Origin of the sequence: Sulfitobacter sp. W027, assembly GCF_025143985.1 — a bacterium.
Classification (GTDB): Bacteria; Pseudomonadota; Alphaproteobacteria; order Rhodobacterales; family Rhodobacteraceae; genus Sulfitobacter.
The window spans coordinates 1,954,399-1,966,981 of sequence record NZ_CP083564.1; the positions used below are offsets into that span (position 1 = coordinate 1,954,399).

The 12,583-nt window shown below is 55.8% G+C and carries 14 protein-coding genes and 1 tRNA gene; 4 read left to right on the forward strand and 11 right to left on the reverse strand.

Annotated elements, in window-relative coordinates; all coding sequences use genetic code 11:
• Positions 1-35 precede the first annotated feature (35 nt).
• A tRNA-Thr gene (locus tag K3759_RS09580) sits at positions 36-111 on the forward strand.
• Between the two features lie 1,423 nt (positions 112-1,534).
• Here the strand turns inward: K3759_RS09580 and K3759_RS09585 are convergent.
• The 4 genes from K3759_RS09585 to K3759_RS09600 all read right to left on the reverse strand — a co-directional run bounded on the left by K3759_RS09585 (position 1,535) and on the right by K3759_RS09600 (position 3,701).
• The gene (locus K3759_RS09585; RefSeq protein ID WP_259981371.1) at positions 1,535-2,041 is read right to left on the reverse strand and encodes a hypothetical protein; all 507 of its coding nucleotides are present in this window, start codon (positions 2,039-2,041) and stop codon (positions 1,535-1,537) included.
• Positions 2,042-2,111: 70 nt separating this feature from the next.
• Positions 2,112-2,624: a hypothetical protein gene (locus K3759_RS09590; protein WP_259981372.1), complete on the reverse strand. Its 513-nt coding sequence runs from the start codon at positions 2,622-2,624 to the stop codon at positions 2,112-2,114.
• On the reverse strand, positions 2,621-3,040 hold the full coding sequence (locus tag K3759_RS09595) for a hypothetical protein (protein WP_259981373.1): 420 nt from the start codon (positions 3,038-3,040) through the stop codon (positions 2,621-2,623). Before K3759_RS09595 ends, K3759_RS09590 begins: the two co-directional genes overlap by 4 nt.
• Positions 3,041-3,095: 55 nt before the next feature.
• Positions 3,096-3,701, reverse strand: coding sequence for a hypothetical protein (locus tag K3759_RS09600; protein WP_259981374.1), 606 nt, complete (start codon positions 3,699-3,701; stop codon positions 3,096-3,098).
• Between the two features lie 104 nt (positions 3,702-3,805).
• On the opposite strand from K3759_RS09600, the gene K3759_RS09605 reads away from it, so the two are divergent.
• The gene (locus K3759_RS09605) at positions 3,806-4,042 is read left to right on the forward strand and encodes a helix-turn-helix transcriptional regulator (RefSeq protein WP_259981377.1); all 237 of its coding nucleotides are present in this window, start codon (positions 3,806-3,808) and stop codon (positions 4,040-4,042) included.
• Between the two features lie 701 nt (positions 4,043-4,743).
• Here the strand turns inward: K3759_RS09605 and K3759_RS09610 are convergent.
• Entirely contained in the window at positions 4,744-5,112 is a 369-nt protein-coding gene (locus K3759_RS09610; RefSeq protein ID WP_259981378.1) for a response regulator, read from the reverse strand.
• Positions 5,113-5,276: 164 nt separating this feature from the next.
• On the opposite strand from K3759_RS09610, the gene K3759_RS09615 reads away from it, so the two are divergent.
• The gene (locus K3759_RS09615; protein ID WP_259981380.1) at positions 5,277-5,801 is read left to right on the forward strand and encodes a nicotinate phosphoribosyltransferase; all 525 of its coding nucleotides are present in this window, start codon (positions 5,277-5,279) and stop codon (positions 5,799-5,801) included.
• Positions 5,802-5,950: 149 nt separating this feature from the next.
• Here the strand turns inward: K3759_RS09615 and K3759_RS20285 are convergent, their stop codons facing one another.
• Positions 5,951-6,514: an excalibur calcium-binding domain-containing protein gene (locus K3759_RS20285; RefSeq protein ID WP_409202517.1), complete on the reverse strand. Its 564-nt coding sequence runs from the start codon at positions 6,512-6,514 to the stop codon at positions 5,951-5,953.
• A 585-nt stretch (positions 6,515-7,099) separates the two neighbouring features.
• On the opposite strand from K3759_RS20285, the gene K3759_RS09620 reads away from it, so the two are divergent.
• Positions 7,100-7,909 carry a hypothetical protein gene (locus tag K3759_RS09620; protein ID WP_259981382.1) on the forward strand — a complete coding sequence of 270 codons (810 nt, stop codon included), beginning with the start codon at positions 7,100-7,102 and terminating at the stop codon, positions 7,907-7,909.
• Between the two features lie 16 nt (positions 7,910-7,925).
• Here K3759_RS09620 and K3759_RS09625 read toward each other — a convergent pair whose 3' ends face one another.
• The 5 genes from K3759_RS09625 to K3759_RS09645 are packed head-to-tail and all read right to left on the reverse strand — an operon-like array spanning position 7,926 to position 12,582.
• Positions 7,926-10,493 (reverse strand): hypothetical protein, encoded by a 2,568-nt coding sequence (locus K3759_RS09625; RefSeq protein ID WP_259981383.1) that lies wholly within the window; start codon positions 10,491-10,493, stop codon positions 7,926-7,928.
• The gene (locus K3759_RS09630) at positions 10,493-11,830 is read right to left on the reverse strand and encodes a hypothetical protein (protein WP_259981386.1); all 1,338 of its coding nucleotides are present in this window, start codon (positions 11,828-11,830) and stop codon (positions 10,493-10,495) included. Before K3759_RS09630 ends, K3759_RS09625 begins: the two co-directional genes overlap by 1 nt.
• A gap of 9 nt (positions 11,831-11,839) precedes the next feature.
• Positions 11,840-11,971: a hypothetical protein gene (locus K3759_RS09635; RefSeq protein ID WP_259981387.1), complete on the reverse strand. Its 132-nt coding sequence runs from the start codon at positions 11,969-11,971 to the stop codon at positions 11,840-11,842.
• A gap of 26 nt (positions 11,972-11,997) precedes the next feature.
• Positions 11,998-12,252 carry a hypothetical protein gene (locus K3759_RS09640; RefSeq protein ID WP_259981388.1) on the reverse strand — a complete coding sequence of 85 codons (255 nt, stop codon included), beginning with the start codon at positions 12,250-12,252 and terminating at the stop codon, positions 11,998-12,000.
• Positions 12,253-12,294: 42 nt separating this feature from the next.
• A complete protein-coding gene (locus K3759_RS09645; protein WP_259981390.1) occupies positions 12,295-12,582 on the reverse strand; it encodes a hypothetical protein in 288 nt (95 codons plus the stop codon).
• Between the last annotated feature and the right edge of the window lies 1 nt (position 12,583).

The window sequence follows — 12,583 nt, forward strand, 5'->3', positions numbered from 1 at the left end:
ACCCCCCGCGTCCTTTCTCTAAATGAGCCCTCAGTGCCCCTATAGCTCAGCTGGTAGAGCAACTGATTTGTAATCAGTAGGTCCGCGGTTCGAGTCCGTGTGGGGGCACCACTATTGCATTGCAACTAATTGAAATAGATAGGCTTTTCGAAGCCCGATCAAATTACATCCACCCTACAATCCACCCCACTGTGTGCGATTAGGTTTAATTTCAATCACAATTTGTTGGGGCTGTAGTCTGGTAATCCCACAGCGCATCAGTGGGTCAGCACGAACCAGAAGCCAAACGACCATAGCGCTAACAAAGCCAGAATAAACGCCAAGCGCTCTCGCACCTGCCCGCTGTCCGCCCTGCGCTCCCGGACTTTCCGTTTCTTGGTCATTTTGTTCTGCTCTTCAGATGCCATAGGCTCAAGGTAGAGGTGACAAGCAAAGCGACAAGTCACCCATGTCGAAAATTGGGAGCTGCCTCTTCTAACTTTCGAGCATGTAGGTGATCAGCTCATATGCTGCTGCAATCCAAAGCGCTACTATGATCGAAGCTCCAATTAAATATGCTAGCTTCCACCGCTGGATGAGCCGCGCCAAAATGTTTTGATTGTTGTGATCGTTAGACGACAATTGCCCACCCCCGCAAAATATTCATCGCAGAAGTATCAAGTTCAGAGCACCGCTCAACCACGCTTGGCGCTAGTTTAACAATTATCAAGAGTGCCGACTTTGTGTCGGAGTTTGAGGCGTCTGTACCCCAGCCCTTAGCTTTTCGTAATATAAAATATTGCTAGTTTGGCTTGAGAGACTTGAGCTGGTGCAAACGGAGATAATAATCTCGTGCTTCGTCAATAAACCCATACATCTCTACGTACTTAATCAAAGCAGCCTCTAACAGCTTGATGCGCTCAGAGTCAGTCATTCAGGTTGCCTCCCTTTGTTGCTCACGCAATGTGATCAATGACATGCGGTATCGGTCTTGCCATGCATTTTTCTGTTCGAGTTAGCAAAGCTATGCTGAGAAAGGAATCGCGGCAAACCCAGAGAAGATGCCAAAAGTCAGATGTAGAGGGCTACGGCGAGACCAAGTAACCACAGCATGCCAACAGCCGCCGCGAACGCAATGCGCTCAAGCGTCCATCGACGTGTTTGCCGCTTCGTTTTCTCGTCATCATCAGCCATGACGAGAAAGTGGGCTGATCCAATGCGATGGCAAGCAAGCTGACTAAAAAAATTTGGCTAACTCACTTTGGGACGGCGCTAGCTGCCCACTACGTAACCGACCACCTCATAGACGGCATAGCCCCAGAGAACGACTAAGGTTGCGATGGCCAACCAGTATGACCTCCGCCAGCGACGAGCTCTATGGATGAAGCGAATTTCATCCTCGTTATTTTTAGAAGACATCCGACTTTAACGTACTTTCATTTTATGGGTACGGTTCGGGCCGCTTTCGCTAGCCTTCTACCAGATATCGGAAGGGGCGCTATAATCTATATTAACTCGAAACCACTAAATCTCGGAAATGTTGAGACAGAACGGTTTAGTTTTGCCCCGCCCTTGAACACGCCACTACCAGCGGCGGGTCATCGGGGAACGAACGCAAGTCAAACCACTTGAACCGCGTCCCGTCTGAATTGCGCTGGTCACCCATTACAATTTGCGGAGCGTTCACCCTGTTGCGGATGAGCGCCGCACGGAAGGCCCGTAGGTCGATTAACCACCATGCCTCTAAGCCCGTCTGGTCGGCGTTAGAATGGCCATAAAACATCCAATCACCGTTACCGTTCACAATTTTGGAAAGCTCGGTCTGCGCGCCAGATGCCACTGCTGAGCGTATGGTGAACTGGTAGGGATAGCGCTGCGCGTAGCCGGGACGCCTTACCCGTGCCGCAACCCGCATGTCGCGGGCATCCAGCATCATGAGGTCGGTGGCTTGAATGTGGTCGAATGGGTCGGCAGCGGTTTCCAAAAGATAACCGCCGATGAGTTGCTTAATCTCAGGCAAGAACCTGTCGGACCAGTTTCGGTTGTTGGTGTAGAAGTTCATTTGCTGACAGTCTCCAATGCGGCCCCCACCGCGTTGCCCACGCCCCGGCAGAGGGGCGCAGGCGGGTTCGTTAGACCTTGGCCCGCAGGTATTCAATCACGGCCCTCTGCGCGCGCGGATACTGCTCGCACAGCAGTTCTCCGGCGCAGTCCTCAACACACCATTCCAGCATGGCGGCTGCGTCTTCATCTGATTGAGGCTCAAAGCAGGAAATGCGTTCAGCAAGCCATTCAATGGTTTGATCAAGCTCACCCATTTCGGCAGGCTCCTCCTCCGGTTCAGAGGGCGTCGAATTGATCAGCGCTTCCCGCTTGCGGCGCTCGGCCTTCCATTGATTGAGCAGCCGAACGGCACCGGTCCGTAGGCTGGCAGCTTGGCTTGGCAGGTCCCCTCTCAGTTCAACCAGTTCAAGGGTGCTGATTAGGTCACCAATCATGTTCCCCGCCAGCTTGACTGTATGCGCTGTTGCCTCTCCGTCTCCCGGCTGTTCTGGCGCATCTCCTTCGAGAGAGCGAACACACACGCGCAGAATGCTGCTGAGATCATATGCATTGGAGATTGCGGCTGCGAGGTTCATGTTCATTGGTTCGCCTCCAGTTGCGCCTTCCGTGCGTTAGGGGTGGCATCCACCAGACTGGACAAGTCAGCGGCCAAGCGCTCGCTCTTGCTGATCACCTCTTGTGCCAAGGCATGAGCGGCGTTCGAAGCGGGCGAGGATTTGCTTTCAGCTTCACTGATCAGCAGGTCCAGCCCTTGCAGCAGGCCATGCAGGAAGATTGCGTCGAATTCGACATCGGCCAGCAAGGGCGCTTTTGGCTTACGATGGGTCGGACCGTCCCCGAGAAGCGCCCAGTCGAGCGTTAGGTGATGCTTGTCGCAGTAATCCATGATTTCTCGGCTTGGTGCGCCATCTGCGCTTAGGATCATTGAAGGCGCGGTATCCCCTGCACTCTCTGCGAATTGGTTGAGCCGGAAGCGGATTGTTTCTAGGTCGTTCATGGTAGTCTCCTTTGGTTTAAGCTGACGAGGCATCAGCCCCGCCATGCGCTCGGGATCAAGCGCGGTATTCGTGGACAACCCCATCGACGACGATGCGGAAGATGGTCGCCAGATTCACAGAGCGGGGCGCTCGGGCCTTTGCGTCCCAGACAGGCAGCAGATGAGGGTGGCGAGCTTTGCGCGTTCCTACGGCCCGTTTTCCGGCCTCTGTGGCGGCATCACCCTTCACATGACGCTGCAAGGTAGCAGGCTGCACCTGCATGGTGCGCTCGCTGCCGTCGGCCTTCGTAAACGTGACAGCGCAGAAACGGCCACCGGCAGAGGCGATCAGGTCGCGCTTGGCGGCATAGTCTTGGGCTGCGGCGTCGTGCTCCTGTGCCGCTCTCAGTGCGGCGCGCAGGACACCGATGCGGGCATAGTCGGGCTGCTCCCAATGGGTCTTGCTTTCGAGGATCGCGATTTTGCCTTGGATGCGGGTCACTTCAGGGGATGCCAGCGCCTGCTTTGCCTCCCGCACTTCCATCGCCCGTTCATGCTTAGCATTGGCCCATGCGGCTTTCAGGGCGCGGCGCATGATGGCCCGGAAGCCGTGGAGAGCCACGTTGGCTTTGCGAACGATTTCCCAAGCTGCGGTCATGATAGCTTTGCGATTGTAAGTCATTTGCCGTCCCTTTCTTGCATCAGTAGCGTCGTATCGATACACTGTATATATGAACCCATACCGCGTAGTCAATACGTCGTATCTATAAAAAGGACATGGTAGCTATGAATAGCAATCAGGCACGGATGGCGCGCGCATTGGTAAAGCTCGGTGTGCGCGAAATTGCATCATCCGCAGGTGTAACTCCGAACACAATTTCCAGAATTGAGAACGGCTCTGATGCAAAGCAGTCAACCATCAACGCTGTTCGGGCGGTTTATGAAAATATGGGCGTCAAATTCTTGGCTGCCGGTGACGTGACAACCTCGGCGTCAATTTGCATGGAGGAGCAATTAAAATGAACACCGAACCGGATGACAGAATACAAGAAGTAAGGCGGCTTGAGCGGGAACGCGAATGGATTCCCATAATACTTGCACTAGGGGCAGCTGCTGTCGGCTACTGGCGCAATGAAGGGTTCCAGCCGCCTACGGCTATGGATGCAATTATTGTTGCTGGCTTGTTCGGCGTCCTGTGGAGCGCCCTCGACATCAGAGTTATGTTAGCGCGCCACCATTGGGCCACTCTACGGAATTAGCTTCTGAACAAAGTGGGTGGCGATGCAGCCACAAAGAAGCCTCGTAACTCGTCTGTAAGGCTTCTCCCCCCGTTACTCGCCGGGTTGAGTACGACAACACCGGAGGAATGTAACACAACATCGGAAGCGGGGTATCTCCAATGTTGCGATACTTTTCTGCGGTGTTTCCGTAACCAAATTTTAGAAAAGCGTTGCACTGTTAGGCGCGCAGTAACGGTCGGTTCACCCTTGGGTTGCTTGTGGTCGCCTAAATACAGACTACATAATACTTACTTCGTGGGAGGGTGATATGAAATCTCTGTGGGAGGACGATATGAAATTCCTACGTTTATATTGCGCCGGAGTAGCCGCTTTAATGTCGCTCCTACTCTTGATCAGCCATGCGGCATGATCGCGGTTTAAGTTCAGTGGATGCATACATGGCTGCAACACTGACCGATACTGGATAGGCCGCGCAGTGCGCCATCATCGCTCGATTGCTGCTTTGACCTGAGCGCCAAGTATAGTGGGCTTGAATGGCTTATAGATAACTTCCTTGGCTCCCAAATCTATCAATTCGGATTTGGTGGCTTCCCATGTTCGGGCAGTAAGAAAAATTGCAGGCACGTCTGCAAGCTCCGGAACTTCACGAAACCTCTTAAGCACCTGCGGACCGGACATTTCAGGCATCATGAAATCGAGCAAGAAAACATCCGGCCTATAGTCGCCAACTATGCGGAGTGCTTCCTCTCCTGAAGAGCAATCGACCACATCGAATTCACCATGGAGTTCTAACGAAAGCCTCACTAATTCACAAATGTCTAAGTCATTTTCGACAAGTAAGAGCTTAATCATATCGTCCTTTCTGCTGTCCATTTTGGTAGCAAGGTTTCGCCGAAATGAATGCTATCTGGCGCTATCTTGCCAAGCGTTAAAACCACGCCGGAACTAAGGCAACCCATCGAAGTTCCAGCCTTACCCTGCCCGTAACCCATGGGCAGAATGAAGGAGGAACCACTATGCCAATGACTATGAAAACTCTGATGTCTGCACTGATGGCAACAACAGTTTCCACAGCAGCTTTCGCTCAATCCACCAGCACAGATGCAGGCGCTGGTGTTGGTGCTGACGTTAGTGCAGGAGCGAGTGCAGGTGCAGATGCGTCGACCAATGCATCTGGCAACAGCAACGCCGCAGCAGACAAAGGCAATTCCAAAGCTGCGAAGGGGAACTATGGACAGCTGATCTCCGGCCTCCAGAGTTCCGAGGTATCTGCGGAAGTAGTGTCCGGCCTTGACGCGGAAGCTGACGCGACGATCACACTGCTATCTGATCTGAAAGGTGAAGCTGCGGAGAACGCAAGCGCTTTAGACAATGCTCTGAGTAAGCAGGAAGAAAGCATTGCTGACCTGCGCACGGAGATTGAGGCAAACGCAGAGTTGATGGCCGCGTTGGAGGCCGAAGGATATTCGGTTGATCAGGTGGTTGCAGTCAACTCCGCCAATTCTGGTGAAATCACCTTGGTGGTAGACGACAGCCAGTAATGCAGCCATGTCACGTGTGACACCCTAGGCACCTTACGCCACGCTGCATAATACAGCGTGGCGTTTTGGTTTATTCCAGAGCCACCGCAGTCTCGGCACCAATCAGATACGGTGCAATCCTGCTTTTCTTCGGCTCTGGCGGCCAAATGCTAGCAGCCGCCGTAATTTTTGTTGCCGCTTGCTGTAATAGTATAGGTGCCGCCACGCGGGCCTACGTAGCAACGCGAACTGCTCGTTCGGCGGGGCGTGGCGCGACGGATGGGGGCAAGCGCTTTGCTGTATAGGCGTGTGACAGCAGTTCCCCACTCACAAGCCAAACCATCGCCATCTCTGTCCAAGCGGTGCGGATCACTCGATGGTCCACCCACTGCCAGAAAAAACCTCTGTGCGTGCGCTCCATTCACAAAGTCGCTGCAATCTTTATCTGAGGCCAACGTAGCACCTTCGCCATCTGCTCTATTAAAGCTGGGCCGATTGTATTGGGCCACAGACTGCCCGCCGACATGTGTGCGGTCGCAGTGGGCAACGTTGCGAGCGCCCAACTCCGCTTCAAGCATCATCTTAACCAGCGGAGTCGTGGCCGAAGAGGTGTAGGTCGCACAAAGGCTACCAGTGCTTGAAGCTGAGAGTTGCTTTGAAAAGGCTAACGAATGCGCGACATCCTGTGGGCCTGTGTTAGTGTTCGCCGAGCACGCTGCCAACGAGATTATCATAGCTGCTGCTAAATATGTTTTCGTCAAGATAACCACTCCCAAATAATTCGATCAAATATGCACGCACAAGTAGTGGCATCTTTCTCATTATCTGGCACCAAAAAAGTTGCAGCCGGGTTGCAGCTTGAAAGCTTGCGATATCCAAGCATCAGGCAGGGCATCGGCCCTAAGACGTTTCGCAGATCACTTGGCCAAAGCTGTTCCTGCAAACCGTCTGACGCCGCTGCGGCGTTTGAAAGTCGGCAGGGTTTTGATAGTAGGGCTGAAATACAGGAGGCGGTATAGACGCGCGTCGTTGCATTTCTTGCTGGTAGGTTTTCTCCGCAAACGCGCATGCTTCGAGGTTACCGGCTTCACAAGATTCCAGAATCTTCTGCATGGCCGGGCTTGGCCTAAGCGGTTGCGGCTGGGGCATATCGCATCCCGCAAGGCCAATCAGCAATATTGGCACGAACCTTATCATCAAAAATCTCCTTAAATGAATTGATAGCGAAAACCGGTCACTCGGCAAGTCGGGGATCGGAAAGCATCTACCCCCTAGGCTAAGCGGCGTGTAGGTTTGGTCGAAAATCGGAGTTAAGTACATTGAACTGGATCAAGACAAATTGGGAGCGCGGGCTGCTCTATCTAGCATCACTTCTGTTCCTAGTATTCAGTGTCAAATTTCTGGTCAGCTCAGACGTAACAGGAGCAACCGCCGCCTTCGTGATGTTCTTTCTCTGCCTTATCTACGCCAACGTATCTAGGTTCAAAAGGTTCAAAGGCTTTGGCGTTGAGGCCGAGCTTTGGGAAGATAAACAGAAAGAGGCAGCAAGTCTGATCGACCGCCTGACGAGCATAGTCCAAGTTTATACTCGAGAGATAGTACTAGCTAGGGTGATGGCTGGAAGATTCGGCGGTGGTGCTGAATGGCCTAATCGGTGGGCACTTTACGAGGAGTTAGTGGACCAGCATGATACGCTAGGCCAAACAATTGACTTCCTACCTCTGAAAGAAAGAATTTACAGGGTGATGGTATTTGATGCCGTCCAGTATTTGTCGGAAGACATACGGAAGGCTATCGGGAGTGCATATTCGAAAGCACGTGAGATGCTGTCAGCAGAGTCGGGAAACCCGACGGAAGATCCAGCAGGTCTTGCAAGGAGGCGCACTGCACTAAAGAAAATTGACGTGGAAATGCCTGACCTTTTTGAAGTTTCGGAGGAAAGGAATGTAGCCCGATACGTTTTAGGTCTAGCCGATCACGTGACGGAGATTCTCCAAGCAGAGTTCGGAATTTCCGTGGAACTACCAGTTGAAGACATGGCACGCCTGCGTAAAATCGATGAACTTTTCGAAAAAGGTGACTTCCACCCAAACGCAGAACTTATGCGATGGGCGGATCACTTAGTATAGCTTCCCATTAATATAGTTAGTCGCCCTCTCCACCTTCAGAGTCCACCGCAGCGCCTGCACCAATCAAGTAAGGCGCAAGCCTGCTTTTCTTCGGCCCCGACAGCCGAATGCTCGCAGGCGTACGCAGCAACTCCTTGAACAAGTCTGGGTCCTCTACCGCATCCAGCAGCAGTTGCCTTGCCCTGTCGTTTGTCAGATTGCGGAGGGCCTTTCGGGCACGCTCTGTGAAGATGTTGGCGGTCTGGATGCTGCCCCCCATGGACCCGCCACCCATGCTGCCGCCATGCCGTGCTGCGGCAATTCTGACGACCATCTCGACCATCTTGTTCGCGGGGCTGTCCATCACATTCCCCACGTCTGCGGCAGGCTTCGCGTCAACTTTCGCCAATTGAACGGCGATCCTGCGCAGGCGCGCAACTTCTCCGCTATCGAACACCTGCGCCATAGCAGACTGCATTTGCTTGTCCTGCATCAGCGCCAGCAGCCCCTTGCCGGACAACGCACCATCCTTCGAGGTCGCACCGCCAATCAGGTGATCAGAAAAAGCAGCCTTAACGCCTGCCAAAGCCTTCCCAGTCGGGTCCTTGCGGGCGGTGGATACGACCGCTCGGGCCTGCTTCGCCGGATTGTCCGCACCGATGATCGATAGGACCGCTTTGCCATCCCTAGTCCCCGCAAACTGAGCCGCTGCGCTCTTGTCAGCCAGCTTGATCCAGGCTTCGGCCCGCGCCGCAAACGCAGATGCACTATCGCTGCTCTGCAAAGCCTTCGCAAATTCGCCCCGCAGTTCGGGATAGCGCCCCATAAGTTCGCTGTTGTTGCGCATCCACTCCCGCGCCCGCTTCGGCGTATAGGTGCCGCTGGCGTCTCGCATGGTAGCCGCAAACCGCCCCTTGAGGAAGTCACCGATAGCCGCGCCGCCCTCGGGTGCCGCCTTTTCCAAATCCTCGGCGGAAACCTTCGCTACAGCGCCGCCACGTCCCACCGTGCGCCCCAAAGCTGTTTCAGGTGCTATGGTGCCGTCCCCGTCAATCGTGCGGTTCAAGACTTTGCCGACTGTCCCTTGATCAAAGGTCTCATGAAGAGCACGGCTGTAGGCGCGGGCCGCGTTGATCTTGCGGCCAATATCCGTTGCCCCATCGACTGCCCCTAGGTCTTTCAAGATGGCCTCTGCGACCTCATTGGCGATGCGGGCACGGTTCTTGTTCTGATCGGTCCCCGCCATTGCTGAACGAGCCACCTGTCGCAGCTTAGAATAGGCTCCGTGCATGTCGTTGACGGTCGCCCCCTCGGCATAGACATCGGCGCTCAGAATATCGCTGACGGCTTTGGGGATATCCTCCCGCTGCGCATAGGGAATGCTGTCGGTAACCTTCTGGGCGGCAGCGCGGGCATTGTCGGTGCTCACCTTCGCCCCTCGGGGAACAGCGCCCCACAATGCGCCTTCACGCTTCAACGCGACATCAAGCTGACCTTGGATAGCATCGACTACCCGTATTGAGTTCTCCGTCTCGGTGGCATTGGGCGTTGTGCCTGCCTCAGTCGCGCCAGCTTTTGCCTTGACCCAGATAGCTTGCGCGTTCAGACTTTTCCGGAACCCATCAAGCCTGCGTTCAAAGTAGCCTGTCGCGTCCTGCACATCGCCGGTGGTGGCATCGATAGCGGTTGCCGCCTTTTGCCGTGATGCGGCTTTGTTGGCTTCCAAGGCCTCGCGCAGAAGCGGGTTTTCACGCATCGCCTGCGCTTCAAGCCCCAGAAGGTTAGGATCGCCCGTCTGCTGCGCGGGCGTAAGCCCTAGGTCGTTGTCAGCCTCAATCCGGCGCCCTAGCTCTGCCGCGCGCTCCTCGCCCCCTACGAGGCCTCTCAGGCGTTCTGCGGCCACTTCCTCGGCTCCCTGTTGGGTCATAGGCAACACGCCTCGCTTGACCTCCTGAGCCGTTCTGCGGGCAAGTGCTGCGCCGGGGGCTTTGGAAGCGACACGACCAGCGCCACGCGCGGTGGCCCCAAGGGCAGGCAAGGCAACAGCAGGGGCGGCAATTTCCGCAGTCTGCTGCGCCCATTCAGGCGCGCCTGCTTGTTCAAGCAACTCGCCCGACCCTCGACCTGTGCCAGCGGCGAGCATTTCAGTGGCTGCGCCCCCTGTCGTCGCTGCCTGAGGGGCAAGCCGTTGGGCAATGGCCCCGACCATACCGGGGGCACGCTGCGCCAGTTGCAGACCTTTGGCAGCGGGAACCATCCCGGCAGCACCTGTTCCGGCGCCCCGCCAGAAGTTGTCAGCAAACCCCTCCGCTTCGCCTTGGGCCACCTCAACGCCACTTGCCTCCATGGCACCGCGCAATCCATCCTTGGCCGACCCGGTGGAAAAGCCAAATTCGTCGCCATCAAACGGGTTGATCAGATCCACTAGCCCGCCCACGCCATCGGCAATGCCCCGGTTCACTTGAGACATGATCGGATGCTGCGCGCCCTTCACGCCAAGGCTGGACGCAATTTCTTCAATCGTTGCCTCTTGCTGCTCCGGCGACAGTCTCAGAAAGCTATCGTCAACTTTGACCTTGCGGCCTTCAATGTTCAGAGTTGCCATTATTCAACGCTCCATTTGATGCCGCTTTTGGTCTGCCCTTCGCCCGCGCCAGCATGGCCGCCGAGAGCACTGCCAAGGTCGATGTAGTCTTGGTAGAGCGGCAACAGGTCGTTCAAGGCCGCTTGCGCTTCGGCTATCTGCGTCTTGCTGTACTTGCCTTGGCTGCTGGCAACCTCGTGGGCAGAGGCAATCGCCCGCTCGATTTCGCGCTTCATGTCGGCAACTTTGTTTGCCGCTCTGCCGGGGCCAGTCGTAAAGTCACCGGGCCGCACGGTCATGTTGTCGATCATCTCGCGGGTGAGGTTGGAAGGACGCCCCGGCCACTGCGCTGAAAGCCCCTGCACGGTTCGTGTAGCAAGGCTGTCCATTGCAGTCTGCGCGCGGTCAATGTCCGGTGCCGCCTGACCAAGGCCCACGCTGTCGAGAATGGTGTTTGCGAGGGATGCCGCAACGCCGGGTAAACCAACCGCGCCACGAGGGTTCGTGCCTTCGAATGAATTGGTGCGCTCTGGCAACCCACCCGGCGGAGGCGTGGGTTCTGCCTGCTGCGGTGTGACCACCTGATTTGTCGCAAGGTCTGTGACGACAACCGAGCCGTCGAGCGGGTGGCGGGAGACGTTCAAGACGCCGTCCACAATCCCGACAGCGGTGCGCCGGTCAACGCCATACTCAGAGATGATACGCTCAATCTTCTGCTCTGCGGCGGACGTCTTTGGATTCGCCTCAAAGTTCGGAATGTCCTGTGCCCCGGCCAACGGGTCAAGTTCATTGATTGCCTGCCCGCTGTCGGTCACTTTCCACTTCGGCGCGGGCGGTTTGCTAAACTGGCCTGCCGCAGAAAGCCCCTCAAGCGCTCCCTCCACTTGCGCGGCAAGATAGGGGAACTCAGCCAGCGGCACAGGCTCAACGCCATACCCCTGCAAGATACGGTCAAGCCCCGCTTGGTCCCCCGCTTCAAACGCAGAACCCGCAGCCATAAGCCCCTGACGCATTTTTTGGGCCTGCTCTGCCTTGGTGCGGTCGTCTTGCGTCTGTGCCCACTTCGCCGACTCTCGTGCGGCAGACTGTTTGCGGAGACTTAGCTCCTCCTCGTTGATCCGCATGTTCTGACGGGCGGACTGTACGCCAAGGGCGGCTTTGGGGTCGAACCCGGCTAGGGCGTTAAGCGCATTCTGATCGCCTGCGGCAATCTGCGGTCCTTGCTCCTGATAGAGGCTGTTGAGCGCGTTGGTGCGCTGAAACTCGTTCTTCTGCTGTGCGGCTTCATTAGAGCGCGCAAGCACGTTCACGAAGTCGGGCTGAGTTCCGGCGAGGATGATACGGGGGTCCAGTGACATGCTTGTTTCCTACTGGTTGCGCTCGGGGGCGTTGTGGGTTGGGCGCGGCAAGGCTGGGAGAGGCCAAGCCATGATCTCGCGCATGATGTCGCCCATCGTCTTTTCCGTGTTCTGGGCGGGTTCTTTTACGGGGTCATTCATGGCGCGCGCTCCTTTGGTTGATGGTATCATATTACCTCACTACGGTCACGTGCTTTACGGTCCCGCGTGCTCCAAATCTGATCAGCTCGGGCTTCAAATTCCTCTCGGGTTTCGCCCTCATCCCGCCAAATTTGGGGAATGCCTGTGCCGAGAAAAGTTGCATAACCCATGCCATAGCCCTCGCCCTCAACAGGGCTGACGAAATGTACAACAACCGGGCCTATTTCTTCAGCGCCGGGGTGATGGCCCTCAAGACGAGCGATACGGTTCTTAATTCCCATTGCGGCGTATCCTTTACAGATGCTCAAATCTCGATAAGAGGTTCATGCCTGCCCCTCCCGCATTGCTACGCCGATCCTGCTGCTGTGTTTGGCAACGTGCTTGGATAAGGCCTCTAGGCTGCCCGCGAACAGAAGGCGTTCAGCGGTGATGTTCTGATCCCGTGTTAGACTGACCTCCCATGTGGAGGGCAGCGCCGAGGTCTGCCGAAGTCTGGCGATGCCTGCCTGTACATCGTCCTCGTCCCAAGCCTCTGGAACAACAGCGATGATGGTCTTGCGCGGCGCTCCGAAGGCCGTTTCAAGACGCTGCACTCTGCTTTCTCGTATCATG